Below are 19,470 nucleotides of genomic sequence, written 5' to 3'. Positions count from 1 at the left end.
TTTTGTACGACCTTAGGACAATAAAATCTTCAATAAAACGTAACTCCCACCTACCTAATCTTCCCAAATATATTAATAAACAACAACTATACGGAATTCTCGACATTTATTGCAGGAAATCCCTTCCTTAATGGGAAATATTATAATCTTAATGGTAATTATATACTTTTAGTTTATCTCTTCATATTAAGTATTCAACCTAGTCGTACCTAAAGTGGGGTGAGTCTTTTGCAAACTAATGAACTTCTAAAGGAATTTAGGGAAGAAACCCTTGAACATATAAGTGCAGTGGAAAGTGAACTGCTGAAATTAGAAAATGGCACAGGTGACACGGATACTATACACGAAATTTTTCGTGCCTTGCACAGTATCAAGGGTGCCGCCGGCTTTTTCAGCCTCCAAAACATCGTGGAATTATCTCACGCCATGGAAACTATATTCGACCAGGTTAAAAACGGCAGCCTAATTATTACTGATGAAATTACTACCAATATTCTGTCAGCCAATGACTGTTTAAATAAAATGGTTCAAGATACAGCTAACAGCACTAATATGGATATATCAGACCACTTATCCAAACTAACTGAAGTTATTGAATGCCAACAACTTGGGCTTAGCAAAAACAGCACGTCTTCCGATGAAATGTCCTTTAACGAAACTACACCGTCAGCTTCCATGGACTACCAGTTTATGCTGACTGATGCGGTTAGCCACGGCCATAATATCTTTAAATTTTCCTGCCAAACCCCGCGGGGGATGGTTGAAAATGTAGCAACAATTGGCCAAATTGTCCACCACTACTATTTTAAAACAGATACTACGCCTTCATCTGATAGCGGTCAGGTGTTTGTCATAACTACTGTCTTGGAAAAAGATTTGGTCGCTGCCGCTTTAGATATCCCTGTACGAAATATTGAAGAACTAGATGTCAAAACAGCTAGGGAAGAATGTACTAAAAAAAGCCCCTCTCCCTCTCCCCTCGCATTATTTGATAAAGAACATACTGAAGACACGCAGAACACTTTTAACTATGGCAAGTCTCTAGCCAACGTATCGAGGAATGCTAACCAAGCTATTATTACTAGCAAGCCAAGCAGCAAAACATTGCACAATAGTGAAGTGGTTCGTGTAAATATTAACTTGCTTAATGATTTGTTAAATCTAGCGAGTGAAATGGTGCTCGGGAGAAACCGTCTTCTCAGAGTGGTAGAAACACACCGAAAGGATATTCCCGGTCTCAACGGTGTGCTGCAAAATGTTGATAGGATTACCACCGAATTGCAGGAAAAAGTTATGCAGACTCGGATGCAGCCCTTAGCAAAAGTATTTCATAAATTCCCTCGACTGACGCGTGAGTTGTCCAAACAAACCGGCAAAAATATTGAACTTAAAATTGAAGGTAATGATGTAGAGTTGGACAAGACCATTGTTGAGTCGTTAGGTGACCCGCTTACTCACCTTGTTCGCAACTCAATAGACCACGGCATTGAAACACCTGAACAGCGGGAACAATTAGGTAAGCTAAAAACAGGGACTATTTCTCTAAAAGCATACCACGAAGGCGGTCACGTTATAATCGACGTTATAGACAACGGCAGCGGTATTGACCTGGAGAAACTAAAAACCAAGGCACAAGAAAATTCACTTGTAGATACCAGTGAGCTAGCTCTTATGGGGGAACGTGAGTTGCTAGACCTTTTGTTTCGTACCGGTTTCTCCACCGCCGATCAAGTTACGGATCTGTCCGGTAGAGGGGTAGGTCTGGACGTAGTAAAAAATAACATTGATAAGCTGGGCGGTGTGATGGAAATCCTCAACAACCCGGGGCAAGGGGCTACGTTCCGCTTAACCCTTCCAATTACTTTAGCAATAGTTCATTCCTTGTTAATTGAAGTAGAGGGGCTAAAATTTGCTCTTCCCCAGGTAAACCTTCAGGAAATGGTGCGGATAAAGCCCGAAGAATCTGTTGGGAAACTGCAGGTCTTCCAAGACTCTTTGGTATTACGACTAAGAGGAAAGCTCGTCCCCACTGTTCGTCTTAGTGATGTACTAGGTATCGCAGAAAACAATACATCAACCCAACTAATCAGGGTGTTGGTGGTTAAAAGCGGGTCAAAAAGATTTGGCTTAATTGTTGATCGTATTCTGGATGACGAAGAAATTTTAGTTAAGAACCTACCCCGACATCTAAAAGACTGCCCGTGTTACTCTGGCATAACGGTGCTGGGAGATGGTAAAATTGCTATGATATTGGATTTGGAAGGAATTGCTGCTAAAGCTGGATTTAAATTTTCTGAAAAACAAGAAATAGTTTCTTCTCATAGCCTTGTTACTGAGGACCACCTCAACGAGAAGCAAAACCTGCTCTTATTCAAATGTTCAGGACCGGAGACATTCTGCATTGACCTAAGTATGGTAGCACGAGTGGAAAAGATCACGGCTGAACAAATAGAAACAATTGGTGATAAAGAATTTATTCAGTTTAGAGAAACGGCACTGCGAGTTATTCGGCTGGAAAATTACCTTTCTGTTGGCAAAACAGAAAGTAATAGCAATAAATTATTTGTAATCATCCCTAAATTGGTTAAACACCCAATCGGTATTCTTATAGAGCAAATGGTAGATACGGTAGAAACTAACATTTCCTTCAATCCCCATGATTTAAAAGAGAAAGGCTTATTAGGCTCTGCTGTATTGGGCAATCGTATCACCCTTATTATCAACATGTACGAACTGTTTGAGCTGGCTGACCCGGAACATTATGTTTCTCCAAAGGAGTATGCAACAGATAAGAAAAACACCATTCTGTTAGTTGAAGATACTCCCTTCTTTGCAAAAACGGAAAAAAATTACTTAGAATCAGCAGGATACCAGGTATTATCAGCGGCTAACGGCAGAGAAGCTTTGGATTTGCTGCAGCACACTAAAGTGGACTTGGTGGTTAGCGATATCGTAATGCCTGTGATGAATGGGTTTGAGCTAGTAAAACGGATACGCAGCGACAACAAATTGGCTAAATTACCCGTAATTGCGGTCACAACCAGAAACGACCAGCGAAGCATGGAAGAAGGCATAGAGGCAGGGTTTGACTACTACGAAATCAAGCTGAGCAAAGACCGCTTTCTGTCTAAAGTGCGGCTGGCCCTTGAAGAAAACAAGGCAGCAGGTAACTCATCAGCAAATGATGGTTTTGAATTGGAAGAAAGTATTTGCCAAACTGGGAGGGAATATTATGAAAAAAAATTTTAGAAGTATTAAATTTAAACTGACGGTCACCTTTATCACTCTAATGGCAGTGTCATTACTACTGATCCTCTTTTATAACCATTCTCAAGCCCAAACTTTAGCAATCCCCGGAGCTTTATTAACTGCTGCATTTATTGTAGTGATACTTGCTACTATGGTCTTTAATTTAGTGCTGACAAGCCTGGTAGTTAATCCTATCAAAAACCTCCAAGCAATACTACCTCAGACTGACCAAGGAGAATTAATAGCAACTAAGGAGTTCCATTCCAAAAATGATGAAATAGGACAGCTAACTGCTTCGTGCCATACGTTATTAGATAAAATCGAAGGCGTACTCACGGATGTTAATATTAGCAGTGCCACTTTCAATGGGACATTGGAAAACCTGCATGTGGGCGCCGGTAATATGATAGCAAAAACCGAAATTATGGCCGCACAAGCCCAAACGATAGCCCTAACAGTTACGGAAACCTCCGAAAACGTCCAAGGTACCGCTACTGTTTCCTCCGAAGCCAGCGACCGCATCAACCTTATTGCTTCTTCAGCGAACGAAATGTTTATTACCATCCAGGGTTTAGCTTCCGCCTCCGAAGAAATCTCTGTAAGTGTAGACCAAGTCAGCGATGGTGTAGACCAAATATCCATTAGCATAAATAATATTTCCCACTCAGCCCAGGACATGTCCGAAGCCGTTAATAACGTTGCCACAGCTGTTAAGGAGATTAACATATCGCTTAATGAAGTTAGTAATAACTGTGAACGTTCTACCGAAATCACGGCTGAAGCAGAAACTAGTGCATGGGAGACAAAAGAAATTATTGAAAAATTGAACAATTCCTCAAAACAGATAGGAAAAATAATTGGTGTTATTAACGACATTGCCGATCAGACAAATATGTTAGCGCTAAATGCGGCGATAGAAGCAGCAGGTGCTGGAGAAGCAGGCCGCGGCTTTGCCGTAGTAGCTAATGAAGTAAAAGAACTGGCTAAACAAACCGCTGAAGCAACAGATGAAATCAGTCAACAGATTGAAACCATGCAGGGAAGCATGCAAGGAGCGGTTAATGCCGTAGAAACCATCACACAAATTATTGACGAAAGCACAACCATTACTAATACCATCGCCACCGCAGTTGCGGAACAATCAGCCACAACCGGGGAAATCTCGAAATCAATCATATCCGCTGCGGAAAAGGTCAGTCTTATTACTAATGAAATTACGGAAGTTGCTTCTAATTCGGAACAAGTTGCCAGCAATACTTCGGAGGCATCTAAAGGTGTCCAAGAAATAGCCCAATCAGCCAATGAACTATCTCTTACGGCCAACGAAATTGCTGAAAACACCCTTACTGCTTCAGAAAAAGTTACTCAAGTTGCCGATGATGCAGCAGATGTAGCTAGAAATATCACCCAAGCTACAGCCAGCATTAAGGAAGTTAGCATAGAAGCTAATGATACAGTTGCGGCGGCGAAAGAAGTAGATGGTTTCACAAAAGAACTAGCCGCTTCCTTTGAGATAATGACGTCCCATGGCGATAAACTTGAATTCCTCAAAACACGGTGAAAGTGAGGGATTATAGCAAAACGCCAAGGAAGAAATTTTGCTCAGTTTATAATATCCAAGGGTGATTTTTATTTTTCCCTTTAGATAAAGAGGTGTCGCAAAGTGGAAAATGCCGAGCTTTTAAAAGAATTTGTGGAAGAAGCCTTAACCCACATAGAAACTGTTGAAATAGAGCTGCTTAATTTGGAAAACGGCCCTACCGAGAACAAAACCATTGATGAGCTATTTCGAGCTGTGCACAGTATCAAAGGAACAGCCGGATTCTTTAGTTTGCAAAATATTGTTCAGTTATCTCACTCTATGGAAAACATTTTTGATAAAGTTAAAAATGGTACGGCGACAACTGATGAAATGATTGATAATCTCTTATCAGCTAATGATTGTTTGAAACAAATGGTCGCAGATGTTGAAAACAGCGATAACTTAGATATCTCTCATGAATTAAATAAGTTGTCTTTGTTTATTAACACTTGCCCAAATGCCGTAACCGATCAACCTCCAGTGGTGGAGCTAAACACTGAAACTGAAATTGAAAAAAATACAGTTTATAAAACTGAAACATTGGCAGCTCCGGTAAGTAAGGTGCTTTCCTTTTATCTCTCCAACAATCATTACGGATTGGACATAACCGCTGTTAAAGAAATTAACCGTAAAATCGAGTTTACATTGGTGCCGGATACGCCCGACCATATTGTAGGGTTATTTAATATGCGGGGCCAAGTTGTCACTTTAATCAACTTAGCAAAACTGTTAAACTGTGAAACATCTCAAAGTCTAACCCAATCTTGCTGTATAATTCTAAAATGTGCAGGCGGCGATCATAATTTCGTTGGCTTCTTAATTGACCAGCCCGGATCAGTTACTGAAATTAATATGGAAATGTCCGAGCATCCCCCGGCAAATATTGGGGAGCAGGAGAATAAATTTGTGTCTAAAGTAATTAAATTGGAGCATGAACTGCTGAGGTTAATCGATCATAATGCGATACTGGAATACCAATAGATAGGCTGGTGAACCCTTGAATAAGTTGAACGTTGTAATACTGACTGCAAACAGTTTGAACAAAAGACATTTGGTTGATGCCGTGAAAAGCACAGAGCTTGCTCAAGTTGTATGTGCCACATCCGAGGAAACAACTATGCTAGAGAAGATATCATCTTCAACAATTGATGTTTTAATAATCATAGGGGTACCACCAAAAAAAGCAGTCCTTTCCACCGTTAATGTTATTAGTCAGACTCATCCAAATCTTCACCTAATTTTAGCTGTTCAACATAACGAAAAAGATAGTATCGTGCGGTTACATTCGCTTCCAGAGTTGGATGTTTTGGATTTCCTCCTCCTCCCACATGAATGCGGCACGAAGAAACATTTTGAAGGGATACGCAATCAACTCAATGGAATTTTTACTCAAGTAATCACTAACAAATTTACATCCATTACTAAGAAAAGGTTGGTACCCAACACTATCGGGCCAGAGTTTGAACAAATGATACCCAATGGGAAGGTTGCCGCCCAAACTCAATTAAAACCTGTTGAATTAGTGGTGATGGCTGCTTCAACTGGTGGCCCCGCTGCCCTGGAAAGTATCTGCAGGAAACTACCACCAAACTTTGATATACCCATCTTGGTTATTCAGCACATGCCAATAAAGCTTACTAAAAACCTGGCTCGTTCCTTAAATAAGGTATCCTCTTTACCCGTGACCGAACTTCATGAAGGAGACCCTATTGAGCCTGGCCAAATAATGATCGCTCCCGGCGGTCTACATTCAACCATACGTATCTCTCGGGGGAAAAGGATTACTAAGTTATTAGCAACACCACCTGTGAATGGTGTCCGGCCGGCTGCAGATGTGCTATTTAGCTCTGTCGCTGCTGCTTATGCCGGAAAAAATATTTTAGCTATCATTTTAACAGGTATGGGCACAGATGGTACAAATGGTGTAAAAGCATTAAAAAGTAGCTGTAACTGCTATTGTCTGGCCCAAAATGAAGGCAGCTGCGCTGTTTACGGAATGCCTAAAAGCGTTGTAAATGCTGGTCTGGTTGACCAGGTGAAAGACTTGAAAGATTTAGCCATGGAAATAATAAAAATAGTTTCAAGTGGGGATGTAAAACGTGAATGCTAAGCTGTCTAATCAAGAATTTATGCTTATTCAAAAGAAAATAACGCAGCTAACGGGAATTCATATCCCACAAGAAAAGATTTTCCTCATCGAAAATAAGTTGACCAAGCTGCTTAGCACCTTTGGTTATCGGAGCTTTTTAGAATTATATTACAACCTTAATAATAGATCCGACAATACTTTAACACAGAAAATATTCGAGATAGCTACCAATCACGAAACCATGTGGTTTAGAGATAAAACACCCTGGCGAGTGCTGGAGGATGTCCTCCTCCCCCTCTACCTTAGTGAGTTTGACCAAGGGAAACGTTCCCAAGTACGCATCTGGAGTGCTGCCTGTTCTACCGGTCAAGAACCTTATTCTACTGCCATATGCATTAATAATTATTTATCCTGCCGAGGCAGACTGGATTTACGACGGGATTTTGTACTACTGGCAACTGATGTTTCCACCAGTGCATTGGCTACTGCGAAGACTGGAGCCTATGACAGCATTGCGATGGCGCGTGGTCTGACACAAACGCTTAAACGGAAATATTTCACGCAAAAATCCGGGACCTGGGTCCTTAATGAAAAGATCAAAAAAATGGTTCAGTTTAAGCAATTTAATCTTGTCGCTCCTTTCTGGCCGTTAGGAAGTTTTGATGTTATCCTCTGTCGTTATGTTACCATATATTTCTCTGATGACGTGAAAGTCAAATTTTTTAACAAGATATCAAAGATGCCAAAACCAAAAGGCGCACTTTTTTTAGGGAATTCGGAGGTTTTTCCCAACTATAAATCTGGTTTTATAATGGAAAAACATGCCGGAGATGTTTTTTACAGAAGCTTGAACTGAAGGAGGAATTATTTTGAAGATACTTGCGGTAGACGATGTACGGCTAATTAGGACCCTTATTAAACAGGCTACCTCATCTTTAGAAGTAACAGTGCTGGAGGCAGAAAACGGTGTCGATGCCTTAAGAATTTTACGTGGCCAACATCAAGACATTGATTTGGTACTTTTGGATTGGAATATGCCAAAAATGAATGGTATGGAGGTACTAGTAACTATTAAACAGGATAGCCAATTAAAAGATATCCCTGTTATTATGACCACTACTAAAAATGAACGTAAAAGTATTATTGAAGCTATTCAAGCCGGTGCCAGCCACTACCTGACGAAACCCTTTACTTCCCAAGAATTGATAAAAAAGATCACAGATTGTACCGGCGCTGTAGAACCCTTTAGTAGATCTTTAAGCATTGCCATTAAGGAAACTTTGCATCAGATAACAGCTAAAAAGATAACTTATAACTTGAATGATTCGGAGAAAAAACCTCATACCTTATCCTCGGAGGAGCAGAGCTTTATTAGCGGGCAAATTAATTTCTGGGGCAGAGAATATGGAGTAGGCTTTATCATTATCGAAAAAGAAAGTGCAGCGCAAGTAGTCTCATTACAATCCCAGCAACCTATTGAGGGCATATCGGATAGTAATTTATTAAAAGGTATTTCAAACATCATTTCCAAAATAGCACTTAATGCATCAGGTAGAACAGCTTCAGATGTCCTGACCCCAGTCCTTATGACAGGGTTAATAAAGGAACATAGCCTTGCAGTTATGAATAATCACCTATCCTTCACATCCCACACCTTTACCATCGAGGAAATTAATGTCACAATGAAATTATACCTGTTTATTTCACGGTAATTACTTCATAACAAATGTTAGCTAAGGAGAATCGTATGAAACCTAAAATACTTGTTATCAGTCTGGGCAATCCATTACGGGGTGATGATACCACCGGCTCACTAGTAATAAAAACCTTAGAAAAAACTTTACCAACATCTCTTAATCAATATGTGACTTTGGAAACAGCGCACCAAATTGATGTAACCCACACTACATCGATAAAAGATTATAAAGTCGTAATTTTTGTGGATGTTGATGCTAGAATTGAGGAAGGGATAGCAGAAGTCAGAAAATTAGCACCAAAAAATTCTACACCAGGTTTCACTAGCCATATTAGTTCTATTCCAAATCTGCTTTATCTTACTGAGAGAATCTTTGGCAGCAGCCCCGAATGTTATTTAGTAGCTTTAGCCTGTCGTGATTTCGCATTTAATTCCACCGTATCTAATGAAACCGATGTCATAGCAAAGAAAGGTGCCAACACTGTGCGTGAGCTAATCGAGGAGCTTTTTCCAATTATTTGATTTTTGTTTTGCACCAGCAGCCCCTAACATTTCTACCACCCGTTTATCCACACAAATTTGCTGAACCATTTCCAAATAATGCTCCTTCTTCATAATAGGAGATGGGTTGGCAATTTTCCGGGCACTTATCATAATTATACCCGTCAACCCTTTTCCAAAAACATTCTCCAATTCCCTTTTTATTTCTCCCATAGCCTCAGAAGGCGTCATCAACCATCCCTCCTAATGCTACTAACTAGTTCGCCATCGGCGGAACGTATATTAATAATGAGAGGCATCATCCCTATTTGATGAGTAGAACAGGATAAGCATGGGTCATAACAACGGATTGCCATCTCAACACGGTTAAGCAAGCCTTCCGCAACCTCTCCGCCTTTGATAAATGTCCTTGCCGCCTGATTGACAGACTCGTTAATGGCAGCGTTATTATGAGTTGTAGGCACTATAATATCGGCCTTTATTATTTTACCCGTATCATCTGCCTGATAATGGTGCATAAGGGTCCCGCGCGGTGCCTCTATTACACCGCTCCCTTTCCCTCCAGCCCGATTCACAGACACCCGAACATCCTTACTAACGATAGCATCTTCATCTAACAATTGCTTAGCGTGCTCTACTGCATACAGCAGCTCAATCATTCGCGCATAATGATAATACATGGTTTGGTTAACCGAATACCCCTCTGCAAAGGCTTTAAAATTCTGAAGTTCTTTGTTAGCCAAAGGCGTATTCACTTGTCCAACTATATTAAGCCTAGCTAAGGGACCAACCTGGTAAGTTCCTTTATCGTAATTCAGTTCTTTATAATAGGGAAACTTAGAATAAGTATCATTAGTACTATATTCATCAATATAATCAAGGTAATCTTCACCTGCAAATTGTTTGACTAAAACACCATTTCCGTTTACCAAATGTAACATCCCATCGTAAAGTTCCAAAGACCCCTCTTTAACCAACCCCAAGTAGTTCTTGTCTACAGAGCCAAGCTTAGTCAACAATTCCCCATGTTCCTCAAATAATGTTTTACAAGTATCTAATGCCAATTCTACTAATGCTAATGCTTCATCAATCTCTTTAGAGGATTCAAACCTCTCTTCATGAGTCAGGGGTTTGCTCATGCCACCAGGAATAGCCGTGACAGGATGTATTGATCGTCCGCCTACTCTATGAACGATATTCTGACCGATCTGCCGTAAGCGGATAGCTTTCTGAGCTAGCTCCGGCGCGCTGGCCATAACGCCAAAGAAATTCCTATCCTTAGGGTCACCATCGGGACTAAACAATAAGTCTGGCATAGAAAGATAAAAGAAATGTAGTGCATGGTTATGGATAAACTGGGCCATATGCATTAACCTACGCAACAGTTCTGCCTGCGGCGGCACCTGAACATTCAGCACATTTTCAATGGCCTTTACGGCAGTTAAATGATGACTAACCGGGCAGATGCCGCAGATTCGCGAGGTAATTAAAGGCATTTCCCACAGCATTCTTCCTTCACAGAATTTTTCAAAGCCACGAAATTCCTCGACAATAAATTTTGAATTTATAGCATTGCCCTGCTCGTCTAATTGGATTGAAACTTTACCGTGACCTTCAATTCTTGTTACAGGTTTAATAATAATTTTTTTACTCATCAATTTCCTCCTCCTTTCTGCTAATATTAGGAATGATGGAGGATGGCATTGAATATCTGTAACCAGTTCCCACTATATCTTCCATAAACATTAATCCTCCTGCGGGCAAGACAGAAGCTAAAGAATTGATAAGCTTGGCCCCTTGTTCCATGGCCCCAGGAGTAGGCCCCATACAGCCACGACAAGGAACATTCCCTTTCAAACAACGGGCATGGCATCCTTCTCTGGTTGCCAACCCCATGCAAAGCACTCCTTGCTCCAGGAAACACTTAACCGGGTCAATTTCCTCAAGTTCCATGAATGCAACAACTGAGTCCGCAATAAATTCACGGGTTGGCTTTAACAACTCCCGCTGCTCCCGGTCACACTCAGCACAGAGACTTCTTTGCGGCAGTACGGGTTCCTTCCCGGTAATTAGTGCTTGTAAAACCGTTTTTATGGTCCCTGGTAAAGGCGGACAGCCAGGAATTTGATAGTCTATCTTAGCAAGTTCCCCCACCGGCTTAACACTCTCTAACAATGCTGGAACATCTTCTGATGAAGGTATAGTCCCATTCTTATTCACATTTCTGACATTAGTATAGCAGTGCTCAAGTACTTCATCTTTCTTGTATAAGTTTCGTAACCCGGAAATCCCACCAAAGCAAGCACAGGTCCCTAGAGCAACTAAAACATCTGACTTTTGCCGCAGTTCCTGCAACTTTCTAACATCACCCTCAGTTCCAACTGCGCCTTCGACTAAGCAGATGTCCACCCGAGGAAATTCCTTTATATCTACCAACGGTGAGCTCAATATCTCGATGTCACCTAACAGTTCCACTAATTCTTGATGTAAATCCAAGATTGAGATGTGACAGCCAGAGCATCCCTGGAGCCAAGCTGTAGCGACTGTCTTCTTACTCATTCCGCCCACCCCCTCTTTCAGATAAACCTTGGCCAAGCTCTAAAATCGCTTCAATACACCTATTGCCGTCCTGTTGAGACGCATCAACAATGCGCATCCGCTCAGGGTCTATCTTACGGCTCCTCAGTACTTCCCTAAATAGGTTTGCCCTTCTATCCAAATCAATATTGCCGGTTATATTAGAGCAATGGCCATCCTGACATTTACAAATAATAACCCCATCAAAGCCCTGATGGAACGCCTCTAAAATAAGCTGCGTATCAATGATACCACCGCAGCGCACCTTCAGCGGCAACACGCCAACGGGATACTGCACTCCCTGTAAAGCCGCTTCATCTAACGCCTGATACCCACAACCTTCACACAGTAACACCAAAATCTTATGTTCTTCTGTTTCCAACTGGGATAAAATACTGACTGCTTTGAACAAATACTGTTTGGGATAAGTCAGTAAGTCTCTTGCACCAGTAGGACAGGCTGTTACACAACTGCCACAGCCCTTACATCGTTTTGCATCAATAATAGAAACTTTGGCTACCGAATCTATTTTACATGCATGAAAAAGGCAAGTCTTGACGCAGGTGCCACAAGCACTGCATAGCTCTGTATTAATGTCAGAAATGGCAACCCTATGTTTTATTTCCCGACAATCCAGTAGTTCTATTACTGCTAACACCGCCGAATCAGCCATAGCAGCGGTAAATCCTATGCGCTCCTGCCCAGTAGGTATGAGAAAAATTCCTGGCTCAGAGCTATGTACAGCCAAGGTATCTTGATTCCGAGAGGCAAAATACCCATCCTCATCAATATCTATGTGCAGCAAAGACTGCATCCTACGGACCAAATCCAAATTATTAAAGTCAGCGATAATAACAGCCCCGGCAGCTAAAGAAACGGAGTCCCCTGCTATATCAAGTTGCAATGAATAATCTCCGACATATCCGTAAAATTCATTAACGGTGGCCGCTGTGTGCAAGTGAAAGTTTGAATGTCTATGTACGTAGGTAATCACTGGATGTAGGTCTCGTGAACTTTTAGCTAACTGATTTAAGTCCACCTTGTCATTTTCAATCATATGCACCATATAATTCTTTTGCAGTAGTTGTTGAGAAGCTAAAAAACCTGCCGGCGTAGCACCAATAATTGCTACGGTCTTCCTTGGTGCAATTGGGATAATTTCTAAATCGTGGGCTTCTACTAATCTCGCAATCTCAGCATCAATTAGCAGCTTTGCCTTTTCTGTATGAACAGAATTTTTACCTGGATGAACTAAAGCTAACTGTTCCTTCAAATTCACAAATCCAACCTTATTGGGATTTATCCCCAAACCCTCAATACCTTCGAGCATGAAATCAGCTGACCGGCGGTTTCTATATGCTAAAGGCGATTCGCCAATCAATAGAACCGCATCTAAAGAATTAACCTCCATTTTTATTAACATATCCTGTATTTCCTGCGCATTAAAAAAATCCTCAAACACTGAAACAACAAACTGATCAGAATAATCCCTGGCTAGCTTGTGGACGTCTACTGATTGCGTGATTAAGCCATTGACAGTAGAAAAGAACAACCCAATATGCAAATTCACTTCCCCCTTCTGCCCGTATCGACTAAATGAACCATTATATTATGTTTTTCGCCAATAAGGAATCTTCTTCCTGTTTTTAAATGAATTTTCTTAAAAATTCCAATAAGTTTATTTAAACATAGTGGTTGATGTTTTCTTTTATCCAGTTGAATAAGCAACTTATGTTTTGGTATCTAACCGGCTTATGAAATGACGCTTTTTATCAAAATGTGGTCTTAATAACAATGTAGCAAGTGAAATCCTTCTACATCGGCAGGTATCCTCGCAAACAAAAAAAGTAACCTTTCGGTTACTCTTAAGTATCGGAGCGGGACTCAGGAATCGCACCCGAACCAAGGCCTGGACGGCCATGATCCACCTAGTGGATCCCGCAAATATGCTGGAGGCGATGGGGCTCGTTCTATGTTTAAGACTGTCCTATCGGGCATGAAAACTCGCAGACCCTGCAGTACTTGACTACACGCACCCTTCGTTCAATACCTTCTACGCTTTGCGGTTTTGCCTTATCTTCATCTATTTTCATTTGAATATTGCATATTGTACGGTTATAATCACCAACTCTACCCGGCAGTTCCTTTCTTCCAAGTTGTTGAGAGGTATATACTTGTTCCTTAAAACTATCCTGAGGACAAGGCTCCTTGCATAGTTCGTCGCAATATTCGCATGGGTCAAAAAATGTGGGTCCGGTGGAAGGGAGATTAATATCTGCTGCTATGCCTCTTAACCTAATACGAGGGCCATATTCAGGTGTAACAAGTAAATTGTTCCTTCCGATGCACCCCAAACCAGCAAATACAGCAGCATCCTTTAAGTATATACCGCCCCTTTCCACATGGTAGGGCAAATTGACTGCGTTGACCCCAAGATGCTCCTGCTGCAGCCATTTTATGAGGTTATCAGCAATCTGAATAAGTTTTTTATTACCACTTGGGCCTTTACTTCCATAACGAAAGTCCAACTCAGGCTTTTCTTTAGGGTGAGCATAGGCTATAACAATTACAGACTTTGCCCCTTGAGGCCACCTCACTTCACCGCTTTTAAGGCCTTCTATTCTTTCCTTATTTGCACCAACACCATTATAAGGTGGCATTACAGGTGCGGCTGTGTAAGAAGGTGCCTTTTTTAAATCTTGCACATTTGCAATTCCCACAAGTGATGCTCCTTCTTCTTTTGCTTTTGACAAAATTCTTGAATAGAGCTTTAATACATTCATAATCTGCCTCCTCATATAAAATAAAAATAACATCAGCATCCTGCAAGCATTTCTTGTAAAGTGCGTTTTTGTATCCAAATGCATTTATTTTTTAACTTATTACTGCAATAAGCCTATTAATACCGTTTCTACAGATATACCCTAATATCCTTGAATGAAATAAAACCTAATACGAGAAAGCGACATACTGTTCCACCATAAAAAAAGAGCAACCAAAAGGTTACTCTTATCTTATCTACTGGAGCGGGACTCAGGAATCGCACCCGAACCAAGGCCTGGACGGCCCTGATCCACCTAGTGGATCCCGCATGAAATGTGGTGGAGACGAGGGGGCTCGAACCCCTGACCTCTAGACTGCCAGTCTAGCGCTCTCCCAGCTGAGCTACGCCCCCACAGGGTATGAAGTTTTTCTGGGGAGCATTTCAGCTTAGATGTCCTTCCAGCTGAGTTATGGCCCCAATTGGCGTCACTTGACGCAAAATTCATTATGCCACAAAATAGGCAATTAATCAAGTTCCTTTTGCTAGTAAATATTTACGCGACTGCCAATTCCAAAAACTTTTCCTGGGACAGGTAATATACTTTTTCCTGGTCTGTATCCTTAATATTCTTGAAGCCCATTCTTTTAAATAACTTCAAGGAACGTTTATTTTGCTTATTTATCTTAGCATAGAGACCATCCAAACGCATGTTAAAGAAGGCCACTTTGAGCCCTTCCCAGAGGGTTTGTTTCCCCAATCCCTGGCCCCATTTATCCTTTTCACCAATGGCCAGGACAATTTCGCCCTCTTCGGCCTTGTTTACTAAGCGCATATAACCAATGGGCTGTTCTTCTTCCTCTTCTTCCACTAGAAAAAAGCGGCCATTATGATTGAACCGATGGGTGAAAATCTCATTGCTGCTGCCATTAATTGCTTGTTCAATGTCTCGCCCCAATGATTGTTGTTCATTCAGATGTTTAGTCACTTGGTCATCATTGACCCAACCAAGCAGACAATAAAGGTCATCCCTGTAAACTTCGCGACGCAAAATAATGTCTTGGGAATCCATTTTACCATCCTTTCAGTATTAAAAACGGTCTCATACCTTCAGCGGCATTAATACTCTAAACAGTGTGCTTCAAAAAAAAGAAACAGTCGCGAATGCCGCACCTGTTCCTTTGTCACTTTATAATAATAACAAAAATTTTTACAGCGGTCAAAAATTCAGCTACTTAACAAGCACTTCGTGGTTGCCGGTTTGTTCCTCTCTTACCCATGGAAGCAAATATACATTGCCCTGGATTACCCTCCATTTAACGCTCCGCGATATTTCCCGGCTGCTGCTGATATCCCGCCGACAATAAGGACATATCCACCTTCCTAAATTGCTGGCTGAATATGATTTTCCTTGACAGTGAGGACATAATTTATAAGGCATAAAACCCCTCCTGGTAAGCTAGTTCTTAAAACTGCCGCATCATCCGGTTTTTTTGGGATACAATCTTGCGTTTAGCACCTTTTATCATATCCAGCGATACTATAAGCGCCAAAACGCCCGCAGCAGTTCGGATTAAAATCCCTCCCCATTTGGATCTGGCAAATATGGCTAGATAACCAACATAGGGTACCGTAAACGAGACCTTCCCCACAACATCCCTTAGTCCTACAGAAACATTATCCACGGCCGAATTGGCATCCCCTTTGGTGACTAAACTTCCGTCAGGTTTTATGGCTGCCACCCGGTGGGTAATTAAAAGCGGCTCAGTGTTACCGGTCCTAAATGTTATTATTTCGCCCGGCTTGATAAAGCCATAACCTCCGTTCTTAACCACAATGATGGACCCCAATGGTACCGATGGTTCCATACTGCCACTGACGACAACCATCAGTTCATATCCGAAAATGTCCGCGGGTTTGTCCGGGAAAGCCTTCCCTTCTATCAGCAGAACCGTACTAAGAATTAAGCTGAAAATCACCACAATGTAAAACAGAATTATAAACCAGTGTTTCATGAAAGGCTCCTCAGAAAAGCGACTGTAATGCCGATTTCATTAACTAACATTGGTTAACACCCTCATGCTAGATTATATCAACTACAGGGACAGATATCTGTCGTAACAACAGAACCAATAAACGCAAATTTCGCGATATATTCGACTTAGATATAGAATTTTTGTAAAAAAATACCATCTAATGCACTCGGGTACAAAAAGCAATTTGATCGCCTTCGGCGGATTAAGGTAATCGATTATCCACGTCATCATTTCCTATTCATTAAAAAAGAAGCCCTTAAGGGCTTCTTTTAAAGCATTTTCTTTCGGTGATATCTTAGGTTTTCGAAAGTTAATATATCATCCCGAGATACTTCAGAGCCAATCCTTACCATCAGCATATTTGCGGGATGGGAACATATCTCCGGTTCGTCGGTATTCATCGGTACCAATCCGCCTCTGCCCATCAGCTTTGTCATCAAATCTCTGTATTTCCAGACATTAAGACCGCTGCTGCGTAAATCCCAGTGCCAGTAATACTCTGTTGCAATTACTATATATTCGTCGAATGCCCCTCCATTAAACGCAATGTCCATCAATGCTTTGCCAATGCCGTACTGCCGCCAAGCGGAGCTAATCTCAATAGCTCCCAATTCGACAATGCATTCCAAAGAACTCTGACCCCAACGCTCAAAATCTTCCGGCACATGAAATGTAACATATCCGACAATTGTTTCATCAAAACGGGCCACAAATACTTGGCCGTGTTTCATCCCGGTTATGGTAATAAGTGCTTCTTTTTGCCTTACCGGTGGTCGAAATGAACGAAGGCCTTCGTCCAACTGCCACTGGGCCAATTCTTCTGCTTCCACCGGGCCGGTGATAAATAATTGACCACTTTCGGTGTGCAGAGCCCTACAGCGAAGCCCGCTTTCTAGCGGCTGGCGTCCACATTGACTAATTTTTTGGGGCATGCAAATTCCTCCAAGCGTTTGAAAAGCTTCATAATATTTGGCTTGCCTGCATTATACCCCTAAGCAGCTTGTTTGTTCAATGTTTCACAATAAAGTTGCAATGTTTTTATATTTGTAAACCTTAGCAATACTTTGACAAATCTGTCTATTATTTTGCCAGTTGGGTCCTGCTCGGGTCGCCTTTCAGTAGAAACTGCGGGTTCATCGCCTTTTCCGCCGTAAGCCGATTCTTTTCCATAATTTCGGCATGCCTGGGTTTTGGGGAAAATGCCTCCGTGTCATCAGATACCATTTCCGGTAACGCCACCGGCGAATGCTTGCCGTATTTTTTCAACCACTCTCCCGGCATATCAACCAAATCACCTTTTTCTATCATCTCCGCCCAAAGTAGGGTCCATACCCGCGGCACTACCCGCCAAAAATCATAACCGCCTCCCCCAGTGGCCAGCCATCTACCGTCGCAAAGCCGATGGGACAATTGGTGTATTGTCTTGGCAGCATAAGAATAAGCTTCTGTTGTAAAAGAAAGATGGGCCAATGGGTCGAATTCATGGCCATCACAGCCATGCTGGCTGACGATTACATCCGGTCTAAATTGCTCTAACGCTACAGGCAGCACCATGTCCAACACTTCTTTAAAACTTTGGTCTTGGGTAAAGGGCTCTAATGGTATATTTAACGAATAGCCAAACCCTGCTTTACTGCCACGTTCATATACCGTCCCTGTTCCCGGGAAAAGGAATTTCCCGGATTCATGAAAAGAAATAGTCAGAACCTCTGGGTCATCATAGAATAACCACTGCACCCCGTCCCCATGATGGGCATCTATGTCCACATAAGCGACCCGCATCCCCTGGCTGCGAAGATAAGAAATAGCTACAGCGAGATCATTATAAATGCAAAAGCCCGAAGCCTTAGCCCTTACTGCATGATGTAAACCACCGGAAAAATTAAGCACGTGGTCTGCTTTACCCGAAGCAATTCTTTTTGCACCGGTTAGTGTCCCCCCTACCAGCAGCAGTGAAGCATGATGCATACCGGAAAAGACCGGGTTATCTTCTGTGCCTAATTCATAATACTGGGTATCCTGAGGTTCCGCTTCACCCGTATCGCCCGCTTTCTTAACCGCATCCACGTAGTGACGGTCATGAACAGTATGCAGGTCTGCATCCACAGCGGATTCCGGCGGATAAAGTAGTGTTGGTGTTAAAAGCCCCAACTGGTCTATTAAATCTATGGTTAGCTTTAACCGCAGCGGGTTAAATGGATGCTGCGGCCCAAAGTTATATTGCAAAAGTTCCGGCACATAAATCAGACAGGGGTTGCTACTCATCAATATCCCCTCCTACCAGCGGACGGAGAACCTGATATCCTGCCTGTTGAATCTCTTGAATAATGTTCGCTGGATCAATGGTCTTCAACCTCATCACAATGAGGCGGTATTGCGGTGATTGGTCAGGGCGGATAAAACAGCTGTTAATACTTACTTTATTATTCTTGACAATCTTAGTAATTTCCGCCAGCGGACCGTAGCGTTCAGGCACACGGATTTCCAGGGTAGAACCCGGCTCGGTGGAACCGGTTAATTCAATCAATGCCCGAAGCAAGTCTGTCTCAGTAACAATACCCACCAATCGGTCGTTCCTAGTGACCGGCAAACAGCCAATCCTGTGATCATACATCAGTTTGACGGCATCCTCCAAATAATCAAGCGGATGAATAACGATAACCTCATGCTTCATTATTTGCTTGACCGAAGTATTTTGCAAAATGAACGAATGTTCGTTAAGGAGTACCGACGGACTGACATCGCGCAAATCCCGGTCTGAGACAATACCTACCAATTCCCCATTATGAAGGACGGGCAAATGCCTAATACGGTTAACTTTTATTAACTGCAGCGCGTGCAGTATGGTCTGCTCCATTTTAATGGTAATTAATTTTTTACGCATTATATCTTCGACAAACAAGGCAATCAACCCCTTACTAATATCCTATTACGAATATTCTGCAAAAGGACGCTTTTTCCTGTTTTTCTTTTCCGATA

The 19,470-nt window shown here is 41.9% G+C and carries 18 protein-coding genes and 1 tRNA gene; 7 read left to right on the top strand and 12 right to left on the bottom strand.

What is annotated here, in order from left to right:
• The first annotated feature begins 228 nt into the window (after positions 1 to 228).
• The 7 genes from MFMK1_RS04640 to MFMK1_RS04610 all read left to right on the top strand — a co-directional run bounded on the left by MFMK1_RS04640 (position 229) and on the right by MFMK1_RS04610 (position 9,138).
• Positions 229 to 3,249, top strand: coding sequence for a hybrid sensor histidine kinase/response regulator (locus MFMK1_RS04640; protein ID WP_366923981.1), 3,021 nt, complete (start codon positions 229 to 231; stop codon positions 3,247 to 3,249).
• Complete coding sequence (locus tag MFMK1_RS04635) at positions 3,233 to 4,810, top strand: methyl-accepting chemotaxis protein (RefSeq protein ID WP_366923980.1); 1,578 nt, start codon at positions 3,233 to 3,235, stop codon at positions 4,808 to 4,810. Before MFMK1_RS04640 ends, MFMK1_RS04635 begins: the two co-directional genes overlap by 17 nt.
• 102 nt (positions 4,811 to 4,912) lie before the next feature.
• Positions 4,913 to 5,812 carry a chemotaxis protein CheW gene (locus tag MFMK1_RS04630; protein WP_366923979.1) on the top strand — a complete coding sequence of 300 codons (900 nt, stop codon included), beginning with the start codon at positions 4,913 to 4,915 and terminating at the stop codon, positions 5,810 to 5,812.
• A gap of 16 nt (positions 5,813 to 5,828) precedes the next feature.
• A complete protein-coding gene (locus MFMK1_RS04625; protein ID WP_366923978.1) occupies positions 5,829 to 6,941 on the top strand; it encodes a CheB methylesterase domain-containing protein in 1,113 nt (370 codons plus the stop codon).
• Positions 6,931 to 7,776, top strand: a complete 846-nt coding sequence (locus MFMK1_RS04620) for a CheR family methyltransferase (RefSeq protein ID WP_366923977.1) — start codon at positions 6,931 to 6,933, stop codon at positions 7,774 to 7,776. Before MFMK1_RS04625 ends, MFMK1_RS04620 begins: the two co-directional genes overlap by 11 nt.
• A gap of 13 nt (positions 7,777 to 7,789) precedes the next feature.
• Positions 7,790 to 8,632: a response regulator gene (locus tag MFMK1_RS04615; RefSeq protein WP_366923976.1), complete on the top strand. Its 843-nt coding sequence runs from the start codon at positions 7,790 to 7,792 to the stop codon at positions 8,630 to 8,632.
• Positions 8,633 to 8,667: 35 nt separating this feature from the next.
• A complete protein-coding gene (locus MFMK1_RS04610; protein WP_366923975.1) occupies positions 8,668 to 9,138 on the top strand; it encodes a hydrogenase maturation protease in 471 nt (156 codons plus the stop codon).
• Here the strand turns inward: MFMK1_RS04610 and MFMK1_RS04605 are convergent.
• The 12 genes from MFMK1_RS04605 to MFMK1_RS04550 form a co-directional block, all read right to left on the bottom strand.
• The gene (locus MFMK1_RS04605; RefSeq protein WP_366923974.1) at positions 9,109 to 9,348 is read right to left on the bottom strand and encodes a hypothetical protein; all 240 of its coding nucleotides are present in this window, start codon (positions 9,346 to 9,348) and stop codon (positions 9,109 to 9,111) included. The genes MFMK1_RS04610 and MFMK1_RS04605 overlap by 30 nt on opposite strands.
• Complete coding sequence (locus tag MFMK1_RS04600; RefSeq protein ID WP_366923973.1) at positions 9,348 to 10,772, bottom strand: Ni/Fe hydrogenase subunit alpha; 1,425 nt, start codon at positions 10,770 to 10,772, stop codon at positions 9,348 to 9,350. Before MFMK1_RS04600 ends, MFMK1_RS04605 begins: the two co-directional genes overlap by 1 nt.
• On the bottom strand, positions 10,765 to 11,676 hold the full coding sequence (locus MFMK1_RS04595) for an NADH-quinone oxidoreductase subunit B family protein (protein WP_366923972.1): 912 nt from the start codon (positions 11,674 to 11,676) through the stop codon (positions 10,765 to 10,767). Before MFMK1_RS04595 ends, MFMK1_RS04600 begins: the two co-directional genes overlap by 8 nt.
• Positions 11,669 to 13,258: a hydrogenase iron-sulfur subunit gene (locus tag MFMK1_RS04590; protein ID WP_366923971.1), complete on the bottom strand. Its 1,590-nt coding sequence runs from the start codon at positions 13,256 to 13,258 to the stop codon at positions 11,669 to 11,671. Before MFMK1_RS04590 ends, MFMK1_RS04595 begins: the two co-directional genes overlap by 8 nt.
• A gap of 412 nt (positions 13,259 to 13,670) precedes the next feature.
• A complete protein-coding gene (locus tag MFMK1_RS04585) occupies positions 13,671 to 14,477 on the bottom strand; it encodes an epoxyqueuosine reductase (RefSeq protein WP_366923970.1) in 807 nt (268 codons plus the stop codon).
• A 316-nt stretch (positions 14,478 to 14,793) separates the two neighbouring features.
• Positions 14,794 to 14,869, bottom strand: a tRNA-Ala gene (locus tag MFMK1_RS04580).
• A 142-nt stretch (positions 14,870 to 15,011) separates the two neighbouring features.
• Positions 15,012 to 15,527 carry a GNAT family N-acetyltransferase gene (locus MFMK1_RS04575; protein WP_366923969.1) on the bottom strand — a complete coding sequence of 172 codons (516 nt, stop codon included), beginning with the start codon at positions 15,525 to 15,527 and terminating at the stop codon, positions 15,012 to 15,014.
• Between the two features lie 159 nt (positions 15,528 to 15,686).
• A complete protein-coding gene (locus MFMK1_RS04570) occupies positions 15,687 to 15,896 on the bottom strand; it encodes a hypothetical protein (protein ID WP_366923968.1) in 210 nt (69 codons plus the stop codon).
• Between the two features lie 25 nt (positions 15,897 to 15,921).
• Positions 15,922 to 16,470 carry a signal peptidase I gene (locus MFMK1_RS04565; protein WP_366923967.1) on the bottom strand — a complete coding sequence of 183 codons (549 nt, stop codon included), beginning with the start codon at positions 16,468 to 16,470 and terminating at the stop codon, positions 15,922 to 15,924.
• Positions 16,471 to 16,760: 290 nt separating this feature from the next.
• A complete protein-coding gene (locus MFMK1_RS04560) occupies positions 16,761 to 17,423 on the bottom strand; it encodes a GNAT family N-acetyltransferase (protein WP_366923966.1) in 663 nt (220 codons plus the stop codon).
• Positions 17,424 to 17,571: 148 nt separating this feature from the next.
• Positions 17,572 to 18,756, bottom strand: a complete 1,185-nt coding sequence (locus MFMK1_RS04555) for an acetoin utilization protein AcuC (protein ID WP_366923965.1) — start codon at positions 18,754 to 18,756, stop codon at positions 17,572 to 17,574.
• Positions 18,749 to 19,393: a CBS and ACT domain-containing protein gene (locus MFMK1_RS04550; RefSeq protein WP_366923964.1), complete on the bottom strand. Its 645-nt coding sequence runs from the start codon at positions 19,391 to 19,393 to the stop codon at positions 18,749 to 18,751. The genes MFMK1_RS04555 and MFMK1_RS04550 overlap by 8 nt, the downstream gene beginning before the upstream one ends.
• Positions 19,394 to 19,470: the final 77 nt, after the last annotated feature.

This window comes from Metallumcola ferriviriculae, assembly GCF_035573695.1.
In the GTDB taxonomy this organism is placed as follows: Bacteria; Bacillota; JADQBR01; order JADQBR01; family JADQBR01; genus Metallumcola; species Metallumcola ferriviriculae.
The sequence above is the reverse complement of the archived record's forward strand: the minus strand, read 5'-3'. Positions and strand labels throughout refer to the sequence as shown.

Excerpts from the sequence above, each read along its gene's own strand:
- MFMK1_RS04635 (WP_366923980.1), top strand. The coding sequence starts at position 3,233 with ATGAAAAAAAATTTTAGAAGTATTAAATTTAAACTGACGGTCACCTTT.
- MFMK1_RS04610 (WP_366923975.1), top strand. The coding sequence starts at position 8,668 with ATGAAACCTAAAATACTTGTTATCAGTCTGGGCAATCCATTACGGGGT.
- MFMK1_RS04605 (WP_366923974.1), bottom strand. The coding sequence starts at position 9,348 with ATGACGCCTTCTGAGGCTATGGGAGAAATAAAAAGGGAATTGGAGAAT.
- MFMK1_RS04600 (WP_366923973.1), bottom strand. The coding sequence starts at position 10,772 with ATGAGTAAAAAAATTATTATTAAACCTGTAACAAGAATTGAAGGTCAC.
- MFMK1_RS04595 (WP_366923972.1), bottom strand. The coding sequence starts at position 11,676 with ATGAGTAAGAAGACAGTCGCTACAGCTTGGCTCCAGGGATGCTCTGGC.
- MFMK1_RS04585 (WP_366923970.1), bottom strand. The coding sequence starts at position 14,477 with ATGAATGTATTAAAGCTCTATTCAAGAATTTTGTCAAAAGCAAAAGAA.
- MFMK1_RS04575 (WP_366923969.1), bottom strand. The coding sequence starts at position 15,527 with ATGGATTCCCAAGACATTATTTTGCGTCGCGAAGTTTACAGGGATGAC.
- MFMK1_RS04570 (WP_366923968.1), bottom strand. The coding sequence starts at position 15,896 with ATGCCTTATAAATTATGTCCTCACTGTCAAGGAAAATCATATTCAGCC.
- MFMK1_RS04565 (WP_366923967.1), bottom strand. The coding sequence starts at position 16,470 with ATGAAACACTGGTTTATAATTCTGTTTTACATTGTGGTGATTTTCAGC.
- MFMK1_RS04560 (WP_366923966.1), bottom strand. The coding sequence starts at position 17,423 with ATGCCCCAAAAAATTAGTCAATGTGGACGCCAGCCGCTAGAAAGCGGG.
- MFMK1_RS04555 (WP_366923965.1), bottom strand. The coding sequence starts at position 18,756 with ATGAGTAGCAACCCCTGTCTGATTTATGTGCCGGAACTTTTGCAATAT.